Raw genomic sequence first — 23471 nt, forward strand, 5'->3', positions numbered from 1 at the left:
CGTGGGGCAGACGATCGCCTTCGACCCGCATCTGCCCTGGGCGGCGCTGGCCGTGCTGGCGGCGGCGTCGCTCGTCGTGGTCGGGCTGGCGCTGTGGCGGGGCCTCGGCGGCTGGTGGCTGCGGGCGCTCGCGGCGGCGACGCTGCTGGTCGCGCTGGCGAACCCGTCGCTGCGCGACGAGGACCGGGCGCCGGTGTCGAGCATCGCGGTCGTCGTCGTCGACGACAGCGCCTCGAACCGCATCGACGGACGGCCGGAGCAGACGGCGGAGGCGCTTGCGGGGGTCGAGGCGGCGCTGGAGCGGCTCGGCGAGGGCGGGCGGCTGGAGACGAGGGTGGTGCATGTCGCCGACCACGGCGACGAGGGCTCCCTGATCGCCGGCGCGCTGGCCGAGGCGGCGGCGGGCCTGCCGCCCGACCGCATCGCCGGGGCGATCCTGATCACCGACGGGCAGGCGCATGATCCCGAGGCGCTGACCGCCTTTCCGGGGCCGGTGCATGAGCTGCTGACCGGGTCGGCGGAGGACTGGGACCGCCGGGTCGTGGTCGAGACGGCGCCCGCCTTCGCCATCGTCGGCGAGCCGGTGGAGCTGCGCCTGCGGGTCGAGGACCTCGGCGCGGCGCCGCCCGCTTCGGGCGAGGCGCCGCTGCTGATCTCGCTCGACGGCGGCGCGCCGCTGCGCTTCGACGTGCCGGTGGGCGAGAGCGTGACGCTGCCGGTGACGCTGAACCGCGGCGGGGCGAACGTGCTGGAGATCGCGACGCCGGCGGTGGCGGGCGAGCTGACCGACCGCAACAACGCGGCGATCGTGTCGATCAACGGGGTGCGCGACCGGCTGCGGGTGCTGCTCGTCTCCGGCGAGCCGTATCCGGGCGAGCGCACCTGGCGGAACCTGCTGAAGTCGGACAGCGGGGTCGATCTCGTGCATTTCACCATCCTGCGGCCGCCGGACAAGCAGGACTTCGTGCCGGTGTTCGAGCTCTCGCTGATCGCCTTCCCGACGCAGGAGCTGTTCATGGAGAAGGTCGACGAGTTCGACCTGATCATCTTCGACCGCTACCGCCGGCGCGGCATCCTGCCGAACAACTACTTCGAGAACATCGTCCGCTATGTCCGCGACGGCGGCGCGCTGCTGGTCTCCTCGGGCGAGGAGATCGCCGGGGCGGACAGCCTCGCACGCTCGCCGCTGAACGCGGTGCTGCCGGTGACGCCGACCGGGCATGTCTTCGAGGAGGGCTTCAAGCCGCTCGTCAGCGAGGTGGGCGCCCGCCACCCGGTGACCGCGGGGCTCGAGGCCCATGCGCCGCACCCGCCGGAGGCGGACGGCACGCCGGGCTGGGGCCGCTGGTTCCGCATGGCCGAGGTCGAGGCGAAGACCGGGACCGCGGTGATGGAGGGGCCGGAGGGGCGGCCGCTGCTGGTGCTCGCCCGCGAGGGCGAGGGGCGGGTCGCGGCGCTCTCCTCCGACCAGGCCTGGCTCTGGAGCCGCGGCTTCGAGGGCGGCGGCCCGCAGGCGGAGCTGCTGCGCCGGCTGGCGCACTGGCTGATGAAGGAGCCGGAGCTCGAGGAGGAGACGCTGTCCGGCGTCCGCCGCGACGAGGACCTGCTGATCAGCCGCCGCACGCTGGCCGGGGAGATCGGCGAGACCGAGGTGACGAGCCCCTCCGGCGAGACGGCGCGGGTGGCGATGACCGAGGTGGCGCCCGGGCGCTGGGAGGGCCGGCTGCCGGCGGAGGAGAACGGCGTATGGCGGCTGGTGAACGGCGACATCTCCGCGGTGGCGGTGGTCGGGCCACGGGCGCCGCGCGAGTTCGCCGATCCGGTCTCGACCCCGGCGCCGCTGGCGGCGCTCGTCGCGGCGACGGGCGGCGGCGCGAAGCGGCTGGAGGACGGGCTGCCGGGCGTCCGGCTGGTGCGCGAGGGCAGGGTGGCCGAGGGCCGCGGCTGGATCGGCCTCGCCGACCGCGAGGCCTACCAGCTGCGCGATATAAGGCAGGTGAGCCTCGCCCCCGGCTGGCTGATGCTGCTCCTCGCCGGCGGCTTCGCCTTCGCCGCCTGGCGGGTCGAGGGACGCTGAGCGGCGGCCTTCGTCAGCCGAGGCGGTGGCGGAAGAGCCAGCCGGCGAGGGGCAGGGTGACCGCGGCCGTCGCCAGCAGCGGCACGAAGTTCGGGGCGACGTCGGCGAAGCTCGCGCCCTCGAGGTAGACGCGCCGCACCGTGTCGATGCCGAAGCGCAGCGGATTGGCGTAGGTGGCGACCTGCAATGCCCACGGCATGTTGCGCACCGGGGTCAGCAGGCCGGAGAGCAGCATCAGCGGCATGATCAGCATGAAGGTGTAGAGCATCGCCTGTTGCATGGTGAGCGCCACGGCCGAGATGGAGAGGCCGATGCCCACCGCGGCCGCGGTGAAGACGAGGAGGCCGAGGTAGAGGAGCGGCACCGAGCCGTTCATCGGGATGCGGAACCAGAAGAGGATGATCAGGAAGATGATCGTCGACTGGACGAGCCCGACGAGGATGGCCGGGAGCGCCTTGCCGATCAGGATCTGGGTGGGGCGCAACGGCGTGACGAGGAGCTGGTCGAAGGTGCCCTGCTCGCGCTCGCGGGCGACCGAGAGGGCGGCGATCATCAGCGTTTGCAGCATCGAGAGCGAGGCGATCATCGCGGGCATCAGGTTCCAGCGCGACTCGTAGTTCGGGTTGAACCACGCCCGCCGCACGATCGTCACCGGCGACGCGGACCCGAGCCCGGCGTTGTAGGCGGTGACGATGGCGCCGACCTGCGCCGAGGCGGCGCCGGCGGTGGCGGAGTTGCGGCCGTCGAGGATCACCTGCATCGGCGCGGCCGACCCGGCGGCGAGGCGGGCCTCGAAGTCGGGCGGGAAGACCACGACGAGGAGCGCCGCGCCGCTGTCGATCTGCGGGGCGATCTGGCCGGCGCCGTCGAGCGTCGCGATCCGCTCGAAGACGCCGGTGCCGTCGATCCGCGCGAGGATGTCGCGCGACGCCGCCCCGCCGCTCTGGTCGAGGACGGCGTAGGGGGCGTGGGTGAGGTCGAAGGTGGCGCCGTAGCCGAAGAGCAGCGCCTGGATCAGCGCCGGCGCGAAAAGGAGGGTGCGGTTCGCCGGGTCCTTGAGGAGCGCGAGCAACTCCTTGCGGATCAGCGCCAGCGTCTGCGAGACGAAGAGGAGCGCCGCCTGCATCAGTCGAGCCGCTTGGCGAGCGTCCGCCGGGCGACGAGGATCAGCGCGATCGCGTAGGCGGCGAGCGCGGCGTTGGCGCGCAGGATCTGCGGCCAGTAGTCGCCGGCCATGAACAGGGTCTTGATCAGGCCCATGAAGTAGGTGGCGGGCAGGACGTGGCTCACCACCTGCACCGCTACCGGCACGTTGCGCAGGTCGAAGACGAAGCCCGACAGCATCATCGCCGGCATGAAGCTGGCGAGGAGCGCCATCTGGCTCGCGGCGAACTGGTTGCGGGTGACGCCGGAGATGACGAGGCCGAGCGCCAGCGAGACGAGCAGGTAGAGCATCGACGAGGCGACGATGATCGGCAGCGAGCCGCGGATCGGCACGTCGAAGACGAAGCGCGCGGCGAGGAGGCAGAGCGCGATGTCGACGGCGCCGACGACGAGGTAGGGGGCGAGCTTCGCCAGCACGATCTCCATCGGGCGGGCGGGGGTGACGAAGAGCGATTCAAGCGTGCCGCGCTCCCATTCGCGGGCGATGAGGAGCGAGGTCAGGAAGGCGCCGATCAGCGTGGCGACCAGCACGATCAGGCCGGGGACGAGGAACCAGGTCGAGTCGTTCGCCTCGTTGAACCACATGCGCTGGACGATCTCGACGCTGGCGGAGGCGGTGGGCGGGTCGCCCTGGCGGTCGGCCTGATGCTGGAGGGCGGTCATCACCGCGCTCTGCGCGTAGCCCTCGATCGCCTGGGCGGTGTTCGAGTCGACGCCGTTCAGGATCAGCTGCAGCTCGCCGTGCCCGGCGGCGATGGTGCGGATGAAGTCGGCTGGGACGCGCAGGATGGCGTCGGCCTTGCCGGCGCGGACGAGGCCCTCGGCCTCGACCATGGAGCGGGTCCAGACCGGGGTGATGTATTCCGACCCGACGAGGCCGGCGACCGCGTTGACGGCGGCGGCCGAGCTCTCCTCCATCACCACCGCCACCCGCGCGTCGGTGACGTCGAAGGAGAGGCCGTATCCGAAGAGCAGGATCATCACCACGGGCAGCAGGATGCCGACGACGAGGTTCGAGCGGTCGCGCAGCATCTGCCGCGTCTCCTTGCGGGTCAGCGCGACGAGGCGGCGGAGGGCGGGTGCCCGGGGCGCGGAGCCGGTCACGCCGCCTGCCGCTCGCGCCGCGCGCGGGCGTCCTCGACGATGGCGATGAAGGCGCTGTCCATGTCCGCGGCGCCGTCCTCCCCCGCGAGGGCGCGGACCTCGCGCGGCGTGCCGATCGCCAGCATCTCGCCCGCGTCCTGGATGGCGATGCGGTCGCAGTATTCCGCTTCCTCCATGAAGTGGGTGGTGACGACGATGGTGACGCCGCCCTGCGCCAGCGCGGTGATCGTGCGCCAGAAGCTCCGGCGGGCGAGCGGGTCGATGCCGCTGGTCGGCTCGTCGAGGAAGAGGATCTCGGGGCGGTGCAGGAGGCCGGTCGCCATGGCCAGCCGCTGCTTGTAGCCGGCGGGCAGGAGGCCGCTCCGCGCCGCGGGGTCGAGGTCGAACTGCGCGACCACTCCGGCGATGCGGTCGCGGAGCGCCCGGCCGCGCAGGCCATAGGCGCCGCCGAAGAATTGCAGGTTCTCGCGCACCGAGAGGTTGGCGTAGAGCGCGAACTTCTGGGCGACGTAGCCGATCCGCGCCCGCGCCGCGGCCCGCGCGGTGCGGAGGTTGCGCCCGGCGACCTCGAGCGTGCCGCTGGTCGCGGGCAGCAGGCCGCAGAGCATTCGGAAGGTCGTGGTCTTGCCGGCGCCGTTCGGGCCGAGCAGCCCGAAGATCTCGCCGCGGGCGACCTCGAAGGAGGTGCTGGCGACGGCGGTGAAGTCGCCGAAGGTGCGGACGAGGTCGCGGACGACGATGACGGGGCGGCCGTCGTCCGCCCCGCCGGCGGGGGGCGCGGCGGGCGGGGCCGCGGCGGGCGCCTCGTCCGCCTGCGCGCGCAGGAGCATCATGAAGGCGTCCTCGAGCTCCGCGGGCCGCGGCTCGACGGGGGCGCCGCCGAGGAGCGAGGCGAGGCGGGCCGGGTCGGCGTCCGGCTGGCGGATGAAGCGGACGGCGCCGCCCCGGGGGACCGCGTCGACGACGAGGGCCGGCGCGTCGATCAGCCGGGCCTGCAGCTCGCGCGCCGGCTGGTCCGCGGGCGGCGTCGCGGTGAAGGTGAGGCCGTCAGCCCGCGCCCGCAGCGCCGCGGGCGGGCCGTCGGCGAGGAGGCGGCCGCGGTGCAGGACGAAGACCTGCGCGCAGCGCTCGGCCTCGTCCATGTAGGCGGTGCTGACGAGGACGCTCAGCCCCTCGCCCTCGACGAGCTGCCGGACGATCTCCCAGAGGTCGCGCCGCGACAGCGGATCGACGCCGACGCTCGGCTCGTCGAGGAGGAGGAGGTCGGGCGAGCGCACCAGCGTGCAGGCGAGGCCGAGCTTCTGCTTCATGCCGCCCGAGAGCTTGCCCGCCGGCCGCGCGGTGAAGCGGGCGAGGTCGGTCATCGCCAGCATCCGGGCGAAGCGCTCGCGGCGCTCGGCCATCGGCACCCCGTGCAGGTCGGCGTAGAGGTCGAGGTTCTCCTGCACGGTCAGGTCGTCGTAGAGGCCGAAGCGCTGCGGCATGTAGCCGATCCGGTCCTGCACCGTCTGCGGATCGCGGGCGACGTCGACGCCGAGGACCGAGAGGCTGCCTTCGTCGGGCCGCAGCAGGCCCGCGAGCATCCGCATCAGCGTGGTCTTGCCGGCGCCGTCGGGGCCGACCAGCGCGGTCAGCTCGCCCTTGCGGACGGAGAGCGAGAGCCCGTCGATCGCGGTGACCTCGCCGAGGTCGCGGTCGTGGAAGACCTTGCGCAGGCCCTCGGCCGCGACCGTCCGCTCGCTCACGAGGCCGCCTCGACCGGGATGCGCACCGTCACCGGCTGGCCGAGCCGCAGCGTGTCGGCGGCGTCCTCGACGAGGACGCGCACCTCGTAGACGAGGCTGGTGCGCAGCTCCTCGGTCTGCACCTGCTTCGGGGTGAACTCCGCCACCGACGAGATGTAGCCGATCCTGCCCGGGACCGGCTCCGGGCGGCTGTCGGTCAGCACCTCGGCCGTCATGCCGGGCCGGATCCGCCCGAGGTCCGGCTCCGACACGAAGACGCGGACCCATTTCGGCTTGGTCAGGGCGAGCGCGAAGACCGGCGAGGCGGGCGTCACCATGTCGCCGGGCTCGCGCAGGCGCGAGCGGATCACCGCGTCGCCGGGCGCGCGCAGCTCGCCCTGGCCGATCTGGTAGCGCAGGAGCTCGAGCTCGGCCTCCGCCGCATGGAGCTGCGCCCCGGCCGCGGCGATCGCCTCGGCGCGGGGGCCTTCGAGCATGAGGTCGAGGGCGGCGGCCGCGTGGTCGACCTGCGCGCGCGCCGATTGCGAGGCCGCGTCGGCGCGGTCCATGTCGACCTGGCTGACCGCGCTGCTCGCCGAGGTGACGAGGCGCGCGGTGCGGTCGCGGTTGAGGTCGGCGAGCGCCGCGTCGGCCCGGGCGCCGGCGAGGGTGGCGCGGGCCTGGGCGATCTCCTCCGGCCGCGAGCCGGCGCGCAGCTCGAGCAGCGACTGGCGCTGCGCCTCGACGGCCGCCTCCTGCGCCTTGGCCTGGAGCCGCAGCGCCTCGGTGTCGAGCCGGCCGATCACCTCGCCGCCCCGCACCGCGTCGCCCTCCTCGACCTCGAGCGCGCTGATCCGGCCGCTGCCGTCGAAGGCGAGGGCGACCTGGCGGATGTCGACGTTGCCGTAGAGGGTGATCGCGCCGGCCTCGGCGGGCCGGCGGTGCGACCACCACTGCCAGCCGGCGGCCAGGGCCAGCGCGGCGACGAGGACGAGGGGCAGGGCCTTCTTCAATGCGAGACCTCGGCGAGAGGGACGACTCGGTCGGTCCGGGGAGGCTCGATGCTACCCCGGAACCGGCGCCGGTCTCTACGCCTCGCCGCTCGGGAGCTGGCCGCCGAAGGCGAGGGTGGCGGTGATCGCGAGGGCCGCGGGACATTGGCGACAGCCGCACGCCGGGCCGGCGCCGTTGCCCGCCACCTGCCGACCGTCCTCGCCGTCGAGGTCCGCGAGTCGCCGGGAAGGTAGTCCGCAGCCCCTGTCGCGGTGATCGACCGGAGGCGGGCGCCCGCGAGGGAGCGTCACAGCGCCTGCGCCAGCGCCTCGATCAGCCGGTCGACGTCCGCGTCGTCGTTGTAGAGGTGCGGGGTGACCCGCAGGCTGTCGCCGCGCAGCGAGACGTGGACCTGCGCCCCGGCGAGGCGGTCGGGCAGGTCGGGCGGCGGGCCCTCGGGGAAGCGAAGGCCGAGGAAGTGCCCGGCGCGCAGGCCCGGGTCCGAGGCGAGGAGGCCGAGGCCGGCGGCGCGGTCGGCGATCGCCGCGGTGCGCGCCGCGAGCGTCGCCTGGATCGCCGACACGTCCCAGGCGAGGATGCGCTCCAGCCCGACGCGGAGCGGCGGCAGCAGGGCGAAGTTCGGGGCCTCGCCCATGTCGAAGCGCCGCGCGCCCGGGCGGTGGTCGTCGCGGTAGTCGACGAGGCGCGCGAAGTTCTCCGAGCCGGCGCGGCCGAGCCAGGTCTCCTCCAGCGCGCGGCCCTCGCGGCGATGCGGCGCGACCCACAGGAACCCGGTGGCGTAGGGGCCGAGCAGCCACTTGTAGGCCGCCGCGGCGACGAAGTCGGGCCGGACCGCGGCGGCGTCGAAGGGGAGCGCGCCGGCGGACTGGGTGAGGTCGAGGACCAGCGCCGCGCCGACGGCGCGCGCCGCCGCGCCGACCCGCACGAGGTCGACCAGCGCCCCGTCCGTCCAGCGGCACTGCGCGCAGGCGACGATCGCGGTGCGCGCGTCGATGGCGGCGAGGAGCGCCGCGGTCAGGTCGCCGTCCGGGCCGGGGCGGGCGGTGACGATCTCCGCCCCCGCGGCCGCGGCGGCGCGCCGCCAGGGATGGACATTGGACGGGAACTGCTCGGCCGCCAGCACGATGCTGCGGCCCGGGGCGAGCGGCAGGTTGAGCGCCGCGGTGGCGATGGCGTAGCTCGCCGAGGGCACGAGCGCGACGCCCTCGGCGTCCGCGCCGATCACCCGGGCGAAGAGCGGGCGCAGCGCCTCGGTCTCGGCGTGGAAGTCGGCCGGGCGGATCGTCCAGGGCCGGGCCTTGCGGGCGAGCGCGGCGCGGCCGGCCTCGACCGCCTCGGCGAGCATCGGCCCGATATAGGCGCAGTTGAGGTAGGCGACCTCGCGCGGCAGGTCGAAGAGCGCGCGCTGGCTCGGGATCATCGCGCGGCGAGCCGCGGCGCCGGGCCGAGCGGGATCGGCCCGAGCCGCACCGAGCCGCCGGCGAAGTCGAGCGCCGCGTCGATCGAGTTGCGATCGCCGCCGAGGCGGGCGATCAGCCCGAGCCCGCCCTGGAGCGCGCTCGCGACGCCCGGGGAGAGCGCGCCGGAGCGCTCGGCGATGTCGACCATCTCGCGCCAGTTGCGCGCCCGGAGGTCGATGCGCCCCTCGGCCAGGCCGTCCGCATCGGCGACGAGCGCGCCATGGGCGCGCAGGTCGAGCCGGCCCCAGGCGAAGACCGCGTCGTCGATGACCAGCCGCTCGATCGACGGCCGCGCGCCCTCGACCGCCTCGCGGTCGAGCGGGCGGTCGAAGACCGCGGTCGCCTCGAAGCTCACCGCGTCGATGCGCTCGGCCAGCACGCCCGAGGCGATGCTCCGCGCGATCGCCGCGGGCGGCGTGACGCCGTGCGCGTCGAGCGCGACGTCGTAGGCGTTGGGCGGCGCGTCCGGCGCCTCGGCCTCGCGCAGCGCCAGGATGCCGTCGGCGAGCCCGACCCGCCAGCCCTGCGCCCCGGCGAGCACGACGTCCTTCAGCTCGATCGTGGCGCGGCGCAGGCCGAGCCGGGGGTTCGGCTGGAAGATCACCGAGCCGCGCAGGGTCTGCGAGGTGACCTGCGTCGCGCCGAACGGCGTGGAGACGGTCTGCTCCGGCGGCCAGAAGGCGATCAGGTGGTTCGGCTGGTAGGCGAGCGCGGTGAACTGGAACTCCGGCGCCTTCCAGCTCCAGCCGCCCTCGGGATTGGCGAGCTCGAGGTCGCGGATCGTGGTGTCGACGCGGTAGGGGAAGCCGCCGACGTCGATCGCGGCGGCCTCGGCCACCCAGCCGTCGGCGCGGCGGGCGGCGAGCCAGGCCTCCAGCGCGCGGTCCTTGGCGGTGGCGATGAAGAACCACCACGCGGTCCAGCCGAGGATGGCCGCGACGATGACCCCGAGCATTGCGTAGAGCTTGCGCATGGCCTACCTCCTCGCCGACCGCCGGGCCGAGCGCAAGCCCGGAAGAGGAGCCGCCGCTTGCCCGACGCCGCCCCCTCCGACCCGACCGCCTCCGAGGGCGTCTGGGTCTTCGCCTACGGCTCGCTGCTGTGGCGGCCGGGCTTCGACTTCGCCGAGCGCCGGCCCGCGACGCTTCAGGGCTGGCGGCGGGCGTTCTGCATGACCTCGATCCACTACCGCGGCACGCCGGAGGCCCCCGGCCTCGTCCTCGCGCTCGACGCCGAAGCGGGCGGCCGCTGCGCGGGGCTCGCCTACCGGGTCGAGGCGGCGCGGGCCGAGGCGGTGGTCGCCTATCTCCGCGAGCGCGAGCTGGTCTCCTACGCCTACGACGAGATGCGCCTGCCGGTGCGTCTCGACGACGGCCGCGAGGTCGAGGCGCTCGCCTACGTGACCAACCGCGCGCATCCGCAATACCGCGGCGGCCTCGGCCTCGACGAGCAGGCGGCGGTGATCGCCCGCGCCGTCGGGCCGATGGGGCCGAACGTCGAGTACCTGATGAACACGATCGCGAGCCTCGCCGCGCTCGGCATCGACGACCCCGACCTCTCGCGCCTCGCCGAGCTGGTCCGCCTGCCGCGCGACTGACCCCCGGGGCCGGGAGACGGCGCCGCCCGCGCCACCGCGCAGCGCGCCGCGGGCGCGACGGTGGAGCCGGCGGGACGTCGACGCGGCGCCCGGGTCCGCCCGGCGGCGGCGGCCGCAAGGCCGGCGGCGGCGGGGGGAGGCGGACCGTCGGTCAGTGATCCACCCCCGCGCTGTCGAGGGTGGCGCGGAGCGTATCGGAGACGTGGGCCGCCTGCGCCACGTAGGAGGGGTCGGCGCGGAAGGCGTCGTCGCGCGGCCAGGGGGCGGTCACCGCCAGGTCGGCGACGACGCGGCCGGGGCGGGCGGCCATGACGAGGACGCGGTTGGCGAGATAGACCGACTCGAACACCGAATGGGTGACGAAGACCACCGTCAGACCATGCTCGGCCCAGAGCCGCAGCACGTCGTTGTTGAGCTTCATCCGCGTCATCTCGTCGAGCGCCGCGAAGGGCTCGTCCATCAGCAGGATGCGCGGCCGGGTGACCAGCGCCCGGGCGATGGAGACCCGCATCTTCATGCCGCCCGAGAGCTCGCGCGGATAAGCCGCTGCAAACCGCGACAGACCCACCTCGGAAAGCGCGTCCGTCACCCGCTGCGCCACCTCGGCCCGCGAGCGGCCGGCGAGGCGGAGCGGCAGCCAGACGTTGTCGAAGACGCTCGCCCAGGGCATCAGCGTCGGCTCCTGGAAGACGAAGCCGAGGTCCTGCTCCGAGCCGCCGCTCCCCGGCTCGATGGCGATCGTGCCCGCGGTGACCGGCAAGAGCCCCGCGATCATCCGGAGCGCCGTCGACTTGCCGCAGCCCGAGGGCCCGAGCAGCGCCACGAAGTCGCCCTCGCCGATGGTCACGCTCATGTCGGCGACGGCGAGCGTGCCGCCGCCGAACTGCTTCCGCACCCGGTCCATGCGGATGAGCGGACGGCCCAAGGCTCAGAGCTCCGTCGGGTTGTGCAGGAGCGACACCGGGAAGCGGTGCACGTCGGCGAAGAGCTCGGCGAGCGCGGTCGCGACATGCTCGATCACCGCCCGCCCCGTCTCCGCCGTCGCCGCCGCCGCGTCGCCGACCGCGCCGGCCGGGTTCAGGTCCTGCGACTGCCAGCCGATGCGCGCGCCCGGGCCGATGCCGAGCCGGGCGAAGTTGCGCTCCAGCCGGTCGGAGAGCGACTCGAAGTTGCGGGCGCGCTCCATCTCGACCTTCTCGGGGTGCAGCGCCAGCATCATCGCCGTCTCCATCTCGCCGGCATGGATGCCGTGCCGGCGCTCGTGGTCGGAGATCACGCCCTCGGGCAGCCCCAGCCCGAACCAGTTCGCCCCCACCGCGATCATGTCGTGGCGGATGCGCAGCTCGCGCGCGACGATGTCGACGACCGACATCTGCCCGCCATGGGAGTTGAGGATGACCAGCCGCTTCACCCCCGCCGCCGCCACCGCCCCGCCGATCTCGCACCAGGCGCGGATCAGCGTCCCGGCGTCGATGGTCAGCGTTCCGGGATAGCGCGCGTGCTCGTCGGACTTGCCGATCGCCTGCGTCGGCAGGAACACCACCGGCAGGTCGTCGGCGAGCTTCGGCAGCGTCGCCGCGATCAGCCCCTCGAGGATGTCGCGATCGACCGAGAGCGGCAGGTGCGGCCCGTGCTGCTCGATCGCCGCGACCGGCAGGACGGCGACCATGTTGGTCCGCCCCATCCGCGCGAAGTCGTAGGAGGTGTAGTCCGCCCAGAACCGCTTCATGCCCCGTCCCCCACCGCGCGGAGCGGCCGCCCCGGCGACAGCGCCTCGATCATCGCGAGGATCGAGCCGCGATCCACCCCGTAGTGCCGGTAGAGGTCCGTCACCGTCCCGGTCTGCCCGAAATGCTCGACCCCGAGCCCCGCGGTGCGGTGTCCCGCCACGGCGCCGAGCCAGCTCAGCGTCGCCGGATGCCCGTCGATTGCGGTGATCAGCGTGCAATGCCGGGGCAGGCGGCCGAGCAGCCGCTCGACATGGCTCGTCGCGTCGCGCCCGCGCGACCGGGCGCGCTGCGCCGCCTGCCAGCCGGCGTTCAGCCGGTCCGCCGAGGTGACGGCGAGGACGCCGACGTCGCGCCTGCCCTCGGCGGCCATCCCCGCCGCCGCGATCGCCTCGGCAGCGAGCACGCCCTGATAGGCGAGAACCACCTCGCAGTTCGGCCCCGGCTCGCGCAGCCAGTAGGCCCCGTCGATCACCCCCTGCCGGATCGCCGCCGGGTCGCGCCGCGGCTGCTCCAGCTGCCGGGTGGAGAGGCGCAGGTAGACCGACCCGCCGCTCTCGTCGCGCAGCCACGTGCGCTCGTCGGTCAGGTCGGCGTGGCCCGCGGCGTCGCGCTGCAGGTAGTCGAAGGCCCAGTCCATGACGATGGAAAGCTCGTCGGCGAAGGCCGGCTCGAAGGCGGCGATCCCGTCCTGGCTCATCCCGATCAGCGGCGTGCCGATCGACTGGTGCGCGCCGCCCTCGCCGGCGAGCGAGACGCCCGAGGGCGTGGCGACCAGCAGGAACCGCGCGTCCTGGTAGCAGGCGTAGTTCAGCGCATCGAGGCCGCGGGCGATGAACGGGTCGTAGAGCGTGCCGACCGGGATCAGCCGCGCCCCGAACAGCGACTGCGACAGCCCGGCGGCCCCGAGCAGCAGGAACAGGTTCATCTCGGCGATGCCGAGCTCGATGTGCTGGCCCTGCGGCGAGAACCGCCACTTCTGCGCCGAGGGGATGCGCTCGTCGCGGAAGGTGTCGGGAATGTCCGCCCGCGCGAACAGCCCGCGCCGGTTCACCCACGGCCCGAGGTTCGTCGAGACGGTCACGTCGGGCGAGGTGGTCACCACATGGTCGGCGAGCGGCCCGCCCGCCTTGGCGAGCGCGTCCATCACCCGCCCGAAGGCCGCCTGCGTCGAGGTCGTCGCCTCCGAGGGCGGCGCAAGCGCCGGCGCCGGCAGCCGCTCCGCCCGCCGCCGCCGCTTCCCGCCCTGCGCGAAGGGCACGGCGTCGAGGAAGGCCTGCAACCGCTCCGGCGCGAGGTCGAGCCCCTCGAACCGGTCCCATTCGTGCCCCGGCCGCACCCGCAGCCGCGCCTGCAGCTCCGCCATCTGCGCCGGCGTCATCAGCCCGGCATGGTTGTCCTTGTGGCCGGCGAGCGGCGTGCCGTAGCCCTTGACCGTATAGGCGAGGATCGCCTTCGGCCGGTCGTCGGCCGCGGCGCGGTCGTAGGCCTCGGCGATCGTCTCCGGGCAATGCCCGCCGAGGTTCTCCATCAGCCGCGCCAGCTCCGCGTCGGAGCGGCGGTCGAGGAGCGCCGTCAGCGCGCCCTGGTCGCCGATCTCGTCCATCAGCCGCGCCCGCCACGCCGCGCCGCCCTGGTAGGTCAGCGCCGAATAGAGCGGGTTCGGGCAGGCGTCGATCCACGCGCGCAGCCGCGCGCCGCCCGGCTCCTCGAAGGCGGCGCGCTGCAGGGCGCCGTATTTCAGCGTCAGCACGTCCCAGCCGAAGGCCTCGAAGATGCCGCGGATCCGCCCCGACAACCCCTCGCGCACCACCCCGTCGAGGCTCTGGCGGTTGTAGTCGATGATCCACCAGCAATTGCGCAGGCCGTGCTTCCAGCCCTCCTGAAGGCATTCGTAGATGTTGCCCTCGTCGAGCTCGGCGTCGCCGACGAAGGCGATCATCCGCCCCTCCGGCCCCTCGGCCCAGCCGCGGGCGCGCACGTAGTCCTGGATCAGGCTCGCGAAGGCGGTGATCGCCACCCCGAGGCCCACCGAGCCGGTCGAGAAATCGACGTCGTCGCTGTCCTTGGTGCGCGACGGATAGGACTGCGCGCCGCCCCAGCCGCGGAACGCCTCGAGCTTCTCCCGGGTCTGCGCGCCGAGCAGGTACTGGATCGCGTGGAACACCGGCCCGGCATGGGGCTTGACCGCGACGCGGTCCTCGGGCCGCAGCGCCCGGAAGTAGAGCCCGCACATCAGCTCGACCATCGAGGCCGAGCTCGCCTGATGGCCGCCCACCTTCAGCCCGTCGGGGTTGGGCCGCAGGTGGTTGGCGTTGTGGATCATCCAGCAGGCGAGCCACAGCGCCTTGGCGCTCAGGGCCTCCAGCTCCGGGGCGATGCGCCGGCGGTCGGTCATGGGCGGTCTCCCGGATCGGGCGCCCGCGGCGCCGCGCCGAGACAAGCACAGCGGGGCGCGGGGTTCAAACGCTTTGTCCGCCGTCCTGCGCGCCCCCCGCGTCACGCTGGACAGGCGCCGGGGCCGGCGTATGCTCGGGCGCGCGAAAACCATGACGCGCGAGGGGAGATACGCGATGGAAGGGATCGTGGCGATCATCGTCCAGGCCGTGGCCGGCATGGTCGGCGGCGGCATCGCCGGGCAGATGGTCAAGACCGTGGGCATGGCGGTGCTGCCGAAGCTCCTGTCCGGGGCGATCGGCGGCGTGGCCGGCGGCTCGATCCTCGGGGCGCTCTTCGGCTCGGGGACCGTCGACCCGGCGGCGGCGGGCTCGCTCGACATGGGCCAGCTCATCGTCCAGATCGTCGGCGCCGTCGTCGGCGGCGGGGCGCTGACCGGGATCGCCGGCAAGATCCTCGGCAAGGGCTGAGCCTTCCGCCGGTCGACAGCGGCGGCCACGCGGCCTAGAGAACCCGGACGCAAGGGCGGGAGGGCGGCGTGGCCGATTTCAGCGAGCGGGAGCTGCGCGACGCGCTCGGGCGGTTCGCGACCGGCGTGACCGTCGTCACCACGATGGCCGCCTCCGGCCCGCTCGGCATCACCGCCAACAGCTTCGCCTCGCTGTCGCTCGACCCGCCGCTGGTGCTGTGGTCGCCGGCGCGGCGGTCGAGCCGCTTCCGCGCCTTCGAGGCGGCCACGCATTTCGCCGTCCACGTCCTCGCCGAGGACCAGCGCGACCTCGCCGTCGCCTTCGCCTCCCGGCCCTGGGCCGAGGGCGCCCCCTGGACGCCCGGCCTCGGCGACGCGCCGCTCCTCGACGGCTGCGCGGCGCGCTTCGAGTGCTTCCACGCCGCCCGCTTCGACGGCGGCGACCACCTGATCTGCGTCGGCGAGGTCCGCCGCCTCGCCGCCGCCGACCGTCCGCCGCTGCTCTTCCACCGGGGGCAGTATCGCGGCTTCGCGGGGCAGGGCGCAAAGCTCTGAAACCGGCGCCCGGGGTCGCGTCAGCCGACGCCCGAAGCGCCCCTATCCGCCCTGGCCCAGCAGCTCCGCGACGAAGCGCGGAGCCTCCGTCGTGGCCGGCCCGTACCGCCGCTCGTCGAAGGCGCCGGCGTTGTCCGAAGGGGCGAGGTTGATCTCCACCGTGCGGATCCCGAGCTCCCGCGCCATCGCGACATAGCCCGCCGCCGGATAGACGGCGCCCGACGTGCCGACCGCGACGAACAGGTCCGCCTCCGCCAGCCGCGCCTCGATCACGTCGAGCCCATAGGGCATCTCCCCGAACCAGACCACGTCCGGCCGCATCCCGCCCACCCGCCAGCACCCCTCGCAGATCGTCTCGACCGAGAGGTCGCCCCGGCATTCCTCCCGCCGGCCGCACCAGCCGCAGCGGGCGACCAGCAGCTCGCCATGCATGTGATGCACCTGCGGGCTCCCCGCCCGCTCGTGCAGGTCGTCGATGTTCTGCGTGCAGAGGAACAGCTCCACCCCGCCGGCGAGCCGCGCCAGCGCCGCATGGGCCGCGTTCGGCGCCGCCTCGATCAGGTTCCGCCTTCGCAGGTTGTAGAACTCATGCACCGTCTCCGGGTCGGCCGCGAACGCCTCCGGCGTCGCCAGCTTCATCGGGTCGAACCGCGCCCAGATCCCGCCCGCGTCGCGAAACGTGCCGAGCCCGCTCTCCGCCGACACCCCGGCGCCGGTCAGCACGAAGACCCGCATCAGGCGGGCTCGAAGGCGCCGGGCCGCGCCGCCTCGAGCCCCGCCCGCTGCTCAGGGGTCAGCGCCGACAGCGCCACCATGTAGGTGTGGATCGAGAACACCATCGCCCGCGTCCGCGGCAGACGCAGCATGGTCTGCCGCTCGACGCGCACGAACCGCCCCGTCCCGGGCGCGGGCGTGTGGCGCTCGAACTCCGCCCGCGGGTTGTGGAGGTCGCCCTCGCTGTAGACGATCAGGTTCGCCCGCATCACCGGCGCCTCCGGCCGGATCAGGTCGAACATCCGCTGCACCCGCCGCGCGACCCCCGCGTCGTAGCTCTCGATCGGCAGGTGGATGCGCCCGAGCGTGCCCCCGAGCTTCTGCGCCAGCGTCCAGTTCGACGGAAAGCACAGGATCGCCCCGACCAGCCGGTGCTCCTCCTCGCCCGCCGCCTTGTCGAGCAGGCACAGGTCCTCCTGCACCAGCCGCCCGGCGACGAGGAGCGGCGGCCCGTCGAGCCCGACCCGCACGCCGTCCGGCCGGGTCACCGCGTCCCCCTCCCGGACATACCCCGCCACGCCGTCGAGATGCGCGAGCACGAGCCCCAGCAGCTCCTCCGCCGCCGCCTCCGCCCCGGGCAGCAGCCCATGGACGGCGTCGGCGCGCTCCGCGACCAGCGCGTCCCGGGCGGCCATCTGCGCGGCATAGGCGTCGTCGCGCTGGAGCCACTCGGCGAGCGGGATCGGGCCGGTCCCGGGCAGGCGCAGCATGTGCTCGCTCATCCACGGTGCGAGCGGCAGGCTCTCCTGCAGGACGGTCGGCATGTCGAACCCCTTTGCCGGGAAGGCCCTTCAAGATATAGAGGCAGGGAGCAGTCCCGCGCCGCAGACTGGCCAAGGCGCGCGAGAAAGAAAAGGCCTCGCATGGTCCACGCCCCCGATCTCTTCGGCGACGACGCCGCATCCCGCGCCTACGACGCCTCGGCGATCGAGGTGCTGGAAGGGCTGGAGCCGGTCCGCAAGCGGCCCGGGATGTATATCGGCGGCACCGACGAGCGGGCGCTCCACCACCTCGTCGCCGAGGTGCTCGACAACTCGATGGACGAGGCCGTGGCCGGCCACGCCAACCGCATCGAGGTCGAGCTCCACGCCGACTTCTCGGTCACCGTCCGCGACAACGGCCGCGGCATCCCGGTCGACCCGCACCCGCGCTTCCCGGACAAGTCCGCGCTCGAGGTGATCCTCTGCACCCTCCACGCGGGCGGCAAGTTCTCCGACAAGGCCTACCAGACCTCCGGCGGCCTGCACGGCGTCGGCGTCTCGGTGGTGAACGCGCTCTCCGACCACCTCCGCGTCGAGGTCGCCCGCGGCAAGCAGCTCTGGGCGCAGGAGTTCAGCCGCGGCCATCCGACCGGCCCGCTGGCGAGCCTCGGGCCCACCCCGAACCGCCGCGGCACCACGACGACCTTCCACCCCGACCCGCAGATCTTCGGCGCGAACGCCCACCTGAAGCCGGCGCGGATGCTCAGGATGGTGCGCTCCAAGGCCTACCTCTACTCCGGCGTCGAGATCCGCTGGCGCTGCGATCCGTCCTGCATCCCCGCGGGCGAGGACACCCCCGAGCAGGCGGTCTTCCACTTCCCCGGCGGCCTCTCCGACTACCTCGGCGAGCGGCTGGAAGGGGCGCAGACCTATGCGGAGAAGCCCTTCGCCGGCAAGGTCGACTTCGGCGAGCGCTTCGGCGACGGCACGGTCGGCTCGGTCGAATGGGCGATCAACTGGACGCCCCAGCACGACCCCTTCGTCTCCTCCTACTGCAACACCATCCCGACGCCGGAGGGCGGCACCCACGAGCAGGGCTTCTGGGCGGCGATCCTCAAGGGCCTGCGCAGCTACGGCGACCTCGTCTCCAACCGCAAGGCGGCGCAGGTCACCCGCGACGACGTCGCCGCGGCCGCCTGCGCGATGATCTCGGTCTTCGTCCGCGAGCCCGAGTTCGTCGGCCAGACCAAGGACCGCCTCGCGACGCAGGAAGCGGCGCGGCTGGTCGAGGGCGCGGTGCGCGACCGCTTCGACAACTGGCTCGCCGCCGACACCCGCACCGCCGGCGCCGTCCTCGACTACCTCGTGCTGACCGCCGAGGAGCGGCTGAAGCGCCGCGCCGAGAAGGAGACGGCGCGCAAGACCCCGGTCAAGAAGCTCCGCCTGCCCGGCAAGCTCGCCGACTGCTCCGGCGCGACGCGCGACGGATCCGAGCTCTTCCTCGTCGAGGGCGACAGCGCCGGCGGCTCCGCCAAGCAGGCGCGCGACCGCAAGTTCCAGGCGGTCCTCCCCCTCCGCGGCAAGATCCTCAACGTTCTCGGCGCCGCCGCCTCGAAGGCCTCCGCCAACCAGGAGCTCTCCGACCTCGCGCTCGCCATGGGCGTGCAGTCCGGGACGCGGTTCAACCTCGAAGATCTGCGCTACGAGAAGATCGTCATCATGACCGACGCCGACGTCGACGGCGCCCATATCGCGGCGCTCCTGATGACGTTCTTCTTCACCCAGATGCGCCCCCTCATCGACGCGGGCCGGCTCTTCCTCGCCGCCCCGCCGCTCTTCCGGCTGACGCAGGGCGCCCGCTCGGTCTACGCCCGCGACGAGGCCGCGCGCGACCGCCTGCTGGCGAAGGGCCTCGGCGGCCGCGGCAGGATCGAGGTCTCGCGCTTCAAGGGCCTCGGCGAGATGATGCCCGCCCAGCTCAAGGAGACGACGATGAGCCCCGCCTCGCGGACGCTCATCCGCGTCACCGTCGGCGAGGAGGCCGCGGCCACCGGCGACCTCGTCGAGCGCCTGATGGGCAAGAAGCCCGAGCTGCGCTTCCAGTACATCCAGGAGAACGCCCGCTTCGTCGAGGAGCTCGACGTCTGACCGCCGCCTTCAGGCCGCCGGCAGCAGCAGCGTCGCCTCCAGCCCCGGCCCCGCGTCCGCGAGGTCGAGGCTGCCGCCGGCGCCCTCGGCGATCTCGGCGGCGATGGCGAGGCCGAGGCCCTGGCCGGGGAAGCGGGAGTCGAGCCGCTCGCCCCGCGCGCGCATCCGCGCCAGCGCCTCGGGCGGCGCCCCCGGCCCGTCGTCGCGCACGCCCACGGCCGCCAGCGCGCCCCGGCGGGCCGCGATCAGGGTGACCCGGCTCGCGGCGTGGCGGGCGGCGTTCTCGGCGAGCGCGCCGAGCGCCTCGATCAGGTCGGCCTGGTCGATGCGCGCCCGCAGCGCCGGCTCGACGCGGACGTCCCAGGCCACCCGCCGCCCCTCCGGCGTGCGCTTCAGCACCGCGAGCACCCCGGCGATCGCGGCGGCCGGGTCGGCGGAGGCGGCGCGCGCGGCCCCGGCGACGCGGGCGCGCGCCAGCTCGCGCTCGACATGGCGGTCGATGGCGCGGGCGACGTCCTCGATCCCCTGCGCCGCCGACGGGCTTCCCGCGGCGCGCAGCCTCGCCGCCTCGCCGATCAGCGCCTGGAGCGGCGTCTTCAGCCCGTGCGCGAGATCCCCGGCCCGCGCCCGCGCCCGCGCGACGTCCGCCTCGCGCGCCGCGATCAGCGCGTCGATCTCGGCGGCGAGCGGGCGCACCTCCGCCGGGAAATCCTCGCCGAGCCGCGCCGCGCCGCCCGAGCGCAGGGCGGCCACCCGCTCGCCGATATGGGCCAGCGGGCGCAGGCCGACGCTCACCTGCGCCCAGCCCGCCGCGAGGAGCGCCGCGGCGAGGAGGCCGAGATAGGGTGCGAGGTCGCGCAGGAAGGCGCGGCGCGCCCGGGTGAGGTCGCCGCGGTCCATCGCCACCGTCGCCTCGGCGGTGCGATCGCCGAGGCGGAGCGCCCGCGAGGCGACCAGCATCGGCTCGCCCCGCGGCCCGGCCAGGTGCAGCTCGCGCAGGTTCGGGTCGGCCGCCGTCCGCGGCGGCAGCGCCAGCGTCGCGTCCCAGAGCGAGCGCGAGCGCAGCGTCCGGCCCCCGGTCTCCACCTGCCAGTAGGACCCCGAGAGCGGCTGGACGTAGCGCGGGTCCGACAGCGGACGCGCCACGGTCAGCCCCTCCGGCCCCTGGCCGAGCCCGGCGGCGAGATGGTCGAGCTCGGCCGACAGGTCGACGACGGCGATCCGCTCGACATGGCGGTCGAAGAGCAGCGCCAGCCCGAGCGCGGCGACGGCGAGCGTCGCCGTCAGCGCCGCCGCGCCGGCGATCAGGAAGCGCAGCCGCAGCGAGCCGCGGCTCACCCCGCCGCCCCCTCCTCGAGGAAGTAGCCGAAGCCCCGGCGCGTGCCGATCACCCCGGGCCCGACCTTGCGGCGCACCCGCGCGACCAGCGCCTCGAGCGCGTTCGCCTCCCGCGCGTCGTCGTCGCCGTAGAGATGCTCGAGAAGCTCGGTCGGCGGCACCACCTTGCCCGGCTGCAGGGCGAGGAAGGCGACCAGCCGGTACTCCAGCGCCGAGAGCACGAGGGGCCGGCCGTTCAGCGCGACGCTCATCCGCGTCGTGTCGATGACGAGGCCGCCCACCTCCTGCACCGCGCCGCCGCGCCCGGCCGAGCGGCGCACCAGCGCGCGGGCGCGCGCGACCAGCTCCTCCATGCGGAAGGGCTTCGGCAGGTAGTCGTCCGCCCCGGCGTCGATGCCGTCGACCCGCTCGGACCAGGCGCCGCGGGCCGAGAGGATCAGCACCGGCGTCTCGCGCCCGTTCGCCCGCCAGCGCTTCAGCGCCGCGAGCCCGTCCATCCGCGGCAGGCCGAGGTCGAGCACGATCAGGTCGTAGTCCTCGGTGTCGCCGAGGAACCACGCCGTCTCGCCGTCGGACGCGGTCTCGACGCGGAATCCCGCCGCGGTCAGCGCAGCGACCAGGTCGCGCGAGATGCGCGGATCGTCCTCGACGGCGAGCGCCCGCATGGGCTCAATCGACCTCCTCCTCGACGTCGATCACTTCGCCCGTCACGGCGTCCACGTCCACCTCGAAAAGGCGGCCGTCGGCGGTGAGGATCTCCATCTCGTAGACCCAGCGGCCGTCGTCGGTCTCGATCTCGGTCTCGATGGCGCGGCCGCCGAACTGCGCCTCGACCTGCGGCAGGATGTCGCTCAGCCGACGGATCTCGCCGCGCTGCACCGCGCCGAGCGCCTGCTCGAAGTCCGGGTCGAGCGTCGCGGTGTCCGGCGTCGCGGGGGCGGGCGCGCCCTGTCCGTCCGCGCTCAGGGGGGCGAGGAGGGCGGCGGCGCAGAGCGCGGCGAGGGGGAGGGCAGGGCGTCGCATGGCGGACACCATGCCTGAGGGAACCTGACGGGACGCTGACGCGGGCCATCAGGCGGCCGTCAGGCGACTCGCTGCATATCGGCGTCGTCGGGACCGCAGCAAGAGGTCGGGACCCGCGAGCAGCCTCCGGGGCGCAAGAGCCGCCGGGACAGACACGAAGAAGGAGAACACCATGGCGACGATCACCGGCAACGACCGCGGCAACGAGCTGACCGGCACCACCCTGGCCGACATCATCCGCGGCCTCGGCGGCAACGACGAGATCGAGGGTCGCAGCGGAAACGATCGCCTCTACGGCGGCACGGGCAACGACGAGCTCGACGGCGGCGCCGGCAACGACATCCTCCACGGCGAGGACGGCGACGACGAGCTCGACGGCGGCTCGGGCAACGACAGCCTCTACGGCGGCACCGGCCGCGACGAGCTCGACGGCGGCTCGGGGAACGACCGGCTCTACGGCGGGTCGGGCAACGACCGGCTCGACGGCGGCGCGGGCGACGACCGGCTGACCGGCGGCACGGGCTCCGACGTCTTCGAGTTCGAGCGCGGCGACGGCAACGACACGATCACCGACTTCCAGGACGGCTACGACCGCATCGACTTCGACGACTTCAACTTCCGCACCGCCAGCCAGGCGCTCGCCTATGCCGAGCAGGAAGGCGACAACGTGGTCTTCGACTTCGGCGCCGGCGGCAGCCTGACCCTCGTCGACATCGACCTCTCCCAGCTCGGCGCGAGCGACTTCATCTTCTGAAGTCGCGCTGCGGCGGCCGGGCCGGAGCGGCCCGGTCGCCTCGCCCGAGGCCGCCGCCGCCATCCCCGCCGATGCCCCGTGAGATATCCCCGGGGCCGGGTGCAACCGCCGGCGCGGGAGCCCGGGCGGGACGGAAGTCCGACGCGGTCACCCGAGCCGGCGCGCCGCGCCCCGTCGACCGCCCCGCGTCAACGCGCCGTTAAAAAGCGGCAAGCCGGATTCCAGCCGCGCACACTGCACGACAGTGGAGAGGAAGCCCGGCCCGAGGCTGGCCGCGACACTGACGCCCGACGGATTTGACCCGTGGCAAATCCGTCCGCGATCGCCCCTGCGGGGGGCGAGCGCGTTGCGGCGCTCGCCGGGGCGCTCACGGACGGATGGCGCGCTCCCGGAGAAATCGGCGCCCCTCACGGCTTCCGCGCCAACGCGCTCCAGCCGTCGGCGCGGCGAAAGCCGTGCTTTCGCCTGTCGCGCCGGGCCTCGCGGGCAAGCCCGCTTCGGTCGCTCGGCGCTCGCGCGCGCCCCGTGGATCCAGCAGGGCAGACAAGTGTCGTGCAGTGTGCCAGCTGCGTTCCAGCCCGGGTTTTTCCCAAGCCTCGCCGGGGGTTGCCGGGCCGCGCCGGCGTCCAGCCGTCAGTGCCCGAGGATCTGGCTCAGGAACAGCTTCGTCCGCTCCGACTGCGGGTTGGAGAAGAACGCCAGCGGCTCGTTCTGCTCGACGATCTGCCCTTGGTCCATGAAGATCACCCGGTTCGCCACCGCCTGCGCGAAGCCCATCTCGTGGGTGACGCAGAGCATCGTCATCCCCTCCTTGGCGAGCTCGATCATGGTGTCGAGCACCTCCTTGATCATCTCCGGGTCGAGCGCCGAGGTGGGCTCGTCGAACAGCATGATCTTCGGCTTCATGCAGAGCGACCGCGCTATCGCCACGCGCTGCTGCTGACCACCCGACAACTGGCCCGGATACTTGCTGGCCTGCTCGGGGATCTTCACCTTGCGCAGGTAATGCATCGCGGTTTCCTCGGCCTCCTTCTTCGGGGTCTTGCGGACCCAGATCGGGGCGAGGGTGCAGTTCTCGAGGATGGTCAGGTGCGGGAACAGGTTGAAGTGCTGGAACACCATCCCGACCTCGGAACGGATCTTGTCGATGTTCTTGAGATCGGTGGTCAGCTCGATCCCGTCGACGATGATCTTGCCCTTCTGGTGCTCCTCCAGCCGGTTGATGCAGCGGATCAGCGTCGACTTGCCCGACCCCGAGGGCCCGCAGATCACGATCCGCTCGCCCCGGTTCACCGTCAGGTTGATGTCGCGCAGCACGTGGAACTGGCCGTACCACTTGTTCATGCCGACGATCTCGATCGCGACCTCCTCGGAGACCTTCAGCTTTCGCGGATCGACCGGCTCGAGCTCGGCGGCGTCGACGGGGTGGGGCTCGGACATTCTGA

General features: G+C 73.8%; 21 protein-coding genes. 6 read left to right on the forward strand and 15 right to left on the reverse strand.

Translation table 11 applies throughout. From position 1 onward, the window contains the following. The first annotated feature begins 1 nt into the window (after position 1). A complete protein-coding gene (locus KBB57_RS01495; protein ID WP_290745694.1) occupies positions 2-2077 on the forward strand; it encodes a hypothetical protein in 2076 nt (691 codons plus the stop codon). A 13-nt stretch (positions 2078-2090) separates the two neighbouring features. Here the strand turns inward: KBB57_RS01495 and KBB57_RS01500 are convergent, their stop codons facing one another. The 6 genes from KBB57_RS01500 to KBB57_RS01525 form a co-directional block, all read right to left on the reverse strand. Next, positions 2091-3203 (reverse strand): ABC transporter permease, encoded by a 1113-nt coding sequence (locus tag KBB57_RS01500; RefSeq protein WP_290745697.1) that lies wholly within the window; start codon positions 3201-3203, stop codon positions 2091-2093. Then, positions 3203-4345: an ABC transporter permease gene (locus tag KBB57_RS01505; RefSeq protein ID WP_290745700.1), complete on the reverse strand. Its 1143-nt coding sequence runs from the start codon at positions 4343-4345 to the stop codon at positions 3203-3205. The genes KBB57_RS01500 and KBB57_RS01505 overlap by 1 nt, the downstream gene beginning before the upstream one ends. Next, positions 4342-6090 (reverse strand): ATP-binding cassette domain-containing protein, encoded by a 1749-nt coding sequence (locus KBB57_RS01510; protein ID WP_290745703.1) that lies wholly within the window; start codon positions 6088-6090, stop codon positions 4342-4344. Before KBB57_RS01510 ends, KBB57_RS01505 begins: the two co-directional genes overlap by 4 nt. Beyond that, on the reverse strand, positions 6087-7082 hold the full coding sequence (locus KBB57_RS01515) for an HlyD family efflux transporter periplasmic adaptor subunit (RefSeq protein ID WP_290745706.1): 996 nt from the start codon (positions 7080-7082) through the stop codon (positions 6087-6089). The genes KBB57_RS01510 and KBB57_RS01515 overlap by 4 nt, the downstream gene beginning before the upstream one ends. Before the next feature lie 287 nt (positions 7083-7369). Continuing rightward, positions 7370-8503, reverse strand: coding sequence for an aminotransferase class V-fold PLP-dependent enzyme (locus KBB57_RS01520; RefSeq protein WP_290745709.1), 1134 nt, complete (start codon positions 8501-8503; stop codon positions 7370-7372). Continuing rightward, positions 8500-9516: a DUF2125 domain-containing protein gene (locus KBB57_RS01525; RefSeq protein WP_290745711.1), complete on the reverse strand. Its 1017-nt coding sequence runs from the start codon at positions 9514-9516 to the stop codon at positions 8500-8502. Before KBB57_RS01525 ends, KBB57_RS01520 begins: the two co-directional genes overlap by 4 nt. A 57-nt stretch (positions 9517-9573) precedes the next feature. On the opposite strand from KBB57_RS01525, the gene KBB57_RS01530 reads away from it, so the two are divergent. Then, entirely contained in the window at positions 9574-10140 is a 567-nt protein-coding gene (locus KBB57_RS01530; RefSeq protein ID WP_290745714.1) for a gamma-glutamylcyclotransferase, read from the forward strand. A 151-nt stretch (positions 10141-10291) separates the two neighbouring features. Here KBB57_RS01530 and KBB57_RS01535 read toward each other — a convergent pair whose 3' ends face one another. The 3 genes from KBB57_RS01535 to KBB57_RS01545 are packed head-to-tail and all read right to left on the reverse strand — an operon-like array spanning position 10292 to position 14265. Beyond that, positions 10292-11065: an ABC transporter ATP-binding protein gene (locus tag KBB57_RS01535; protein ID WP_367272644.1), complete on the reverse strand. Its 774-nt coding sequence runs from the start codon at positions 11063-11065 to the stop codon at positions 10292-10294. Positions 11066-11068: 3 nt separating this feature from the next. Then, positions 11069-11869, reverse strand: a complete 801-nt coding sequence (locus KBB57_RS01540; protein WP_290745717.1) for a creatininase family protein — start codon at positions 11867-11869, stop codon at positions 11069-11071. Beyond that, on the reverse strand, positions 11866-14265 hold the full coding sequence (locus tag KBB57_RS01545; RefSeq protein WP_290745721.1) for a transketolase: 2400 nt from the start codon (positions 14263-14265) through the stop codon (positions 11866-11868). The genes KBB57_RS01540 and KBB57_RS01545 overlap by 4 nt, the downstream gene beginning before the upstream one ends. 175 nt (positions 14266-14440) lie before the next feature. On the opposite strand from KBB57_RS01545, the gene KBB57_RS01550 reads away from it, so the two are divergent. Together KBB57_RS01550 and KBB57_RS01555 are read left to right on the forward strand one after the other, a co-directional pair. Continuing rightward, positions 14441-14734: a hypothetical protein gene (locus KBB57_RS01550; RefSeq protein WP_290745724.1), complete on the forward strand. Its 294-nt coding sequence runs from the start codon at positions 14441-14443 to the stop codon at positions 14732-14734. 68 nt (positions 14735-14802) lie between these two features. Further along, complete coding sequence (locus KBB57_RS01555; protein ID WP_290745727.1) at positions 14803-15288, forward strand: flavin reductase family protein; 486 nt, start codon at positions 14803-14805, stop codon at positions 15286-15288. A 42-nt stretch (positions 15289-15330) separates the two neighbouring features. Here KBB57_RS01555 and KBB57_RS01560 read toward each other — a convergent pair whose 3' ends face one another. Both KBB57_RS01560 and KBB57_RS01565 read right to left on the reverse strand, forming a co-directional pair. Beyond that, complete coding sequence (locus KBB57_RS01560; RefSeq protein WP_290745934.1) at positions 15331-16026, reverse strand: NAD-dependent deacylase; 696 nt, start codon at positions 16024-16026, stop codon at positions 15331-15333. Next, complete coding sequence (locus tag KBB57_RS01565) at positions 16023-16826, reverse strand: DUF3445 domain-containing protein (protein ID WP_290745730.1); 804 nt, start codon at positions 16824-16826, stop codon at positions 16023-16025. The genes KBB57_RS01560 and KBB57_RS01565 overlap by 4 nt, the downstream gene beginning before the upstream one ends. Before the next feature lie 99 nt (positions 16827-16925). Between KBB57_RS01565 and parE the strand changes: the two genes are divergently transcribed. Further along, entirely contained in the window at positions 16926-18911 is a 1986-nt protein-coding gene (parE, locus tag KBB57_RS01570) for a DNA topoisomerase IV subunit B (protein WP_290745732.1), read from the forward strand. A gap of 9 nt (positions 18912-18920) precedes the next feature. Here the strand turns inward: parE and KBB57_RS01575 are convergent, their stop codons facing one another. From KBB57_RS01575 to KBB57_RS01585, 3 genes are read right to left on the reverse strand one after another with little or no spacing between them, the layout of a single operon-like run. Then, entirely contained in the window at positions 18921-20249 is a 1329-nt protein-coding gene (locus KBB57_RS01575; protein ID WP_290745735.1) for a sensor histidine kinase, read from the reverse strand. Further along, positions 20246-20914 carry a response regulator transcription factor gene (locus KBB57_RS01580; RefSeq protein ID WP_290745738.1) on the reverse strand — a complete coding sequence of 223 codons (669 nt, stop codon included), beginning with the start codon at positions 20912-20914 and terminating at the stop codon, positions 20246-20248. Before KBB57_RS01580 ends, KBB57_RS01575 begins: the two co-directional genes overlap by 4 nt. A gap of 4 nt (positions 20915-20918) precedes the next feature. Next, positions 20919-21272: a PepSY domain-containing protein gene (locus KBB57_RS01585; protein ID WP_290745741.1), complete on the reverse strand. Its 354-nt coding sequence runs from the start codon at positions 21270-21272 to the stop codon at positions 20919-20921. A 172-nt stretch (positions 21273-21444) separates the two neighbouring features. On the opposite strand from KBB57_RS01585, the gene KBB57_RS01590 reads away from it, so the two are divergent. Beyond that, positions 21445-22026, forward strand: a complete 582-nt coding sequence (locus tag KBB57_RS01590; protein ID WP_290745744.1) for a calcium-binding protein — start codon at positions 21445-21447, stop codon at positions 22024-22026. 633 nt (positions 22027-22659) lie between these two features. On the opposite strand, the gene KBB57_RS01595 is transcribed toward KBB57_RS01590, so the two are convergent. Beyond that, entirely contained in the window at positions 22660-23466 is an 807-nt protein-coding gene (locus KBB57_RS01595; RefSeq protein WP_290745747.1) for an amino acid ABC transporter ATP-binding protein, read from the reverse strand. Positions 23467-23471: the final 5 nt, after the last annotated feature.

It is taken from the genome of Amaricoccus sp., from assembly GCF_017993425.1.
Classification (GTDB): Bacteria; Pseudomonadota; Alphaproteobacteria; order Rhodobacterales; family Rhodobacteraceae; genus Amaricoccus.

Coding starts and splice junctions, on each gene's coding strand:
- parE (WP_290745732.1), top strand. CDS start 16,926: ATGGTCCACGCCCCCGATCTCTTCGGCGACGACGCCGCATCCCGCGCC.
- KBB57_RS01590 (WP_290745744.1), top strand. CDS start 21,445: ATGGCGACGATCACCGGCAACGACCGCGGCAACGAGCTGACCGGCACC.
- KBB57_RS01520 (WP_290745709.1), bottom strand. CDS start 8,503: ATGATCCCGAGCCAGCGCGCGCTCTTCGACCTGCCGCGCGAGGTCGCC.
- KBB57_RS01565 (WP_290745730.1), bottom strand. CDS start 16,826: ATGCCGACCGTCCTGCAGGAGAGCCTGCCGCTCGCACCGTGGATGAGC.
- KBB57_RS01500 (WP_290745697.1), bottom strand. CDS start 3,203: ATGCAGGCGGCGCTCCTCTTCGTCTCGCAGACGCTGGCGCTGATCCGC.
- KBB57_RS01540 (WP_290745717.1), bottom strand. CDS start 11,869: ATGAAGCGGTTCTGGGCGGACTACACCTCCTACGACTTCGCGCGGATG.
- KBB57_RS01525 (WP_290745711.1), bottom strand. CDS start 9,516: ATGCGCAAGCTCTACGCAATGCTCGGGGTCATCGTCGCGGCCATCCTC.
- KBB57_RS01585 (WP_290745741.1), bottom strand. CDS start 21,272: ATGCGACGCCCTGCCCTCCCCCTCGCCGCGCTCTGCGCCGCCGCCCTC.
- KBB57_RS01545 (WP_290745721.1), bottom strand. CDS start 14,265: ATGACCGACCGCCGGCGCATCGCCCCGGAGCTGGAGGCCCTGAGCGCC.
- KBB57_RS01550 (WP_290745724.1), top strand. CDS start 14,441: ATGGAAGGGATCGTGGCGATCATCGTCCAGGCCGTGGCCGGCATGGTC.
- KBB57_RS01595 (WP_290745747.1), bottom strand. CDS start 23,466: ATGTCCGAGCCCCACCCCGTCGACGCCGCCGAGCTCGAGCCGGTCGAT.
- KBB57_RS01580 (WP_290745738.1), bottom strand. CDS start 20,914: ATGCGGGCGCTCGCCGTCGAGGACGATCCGCGCATCTCGCGCGACCTG.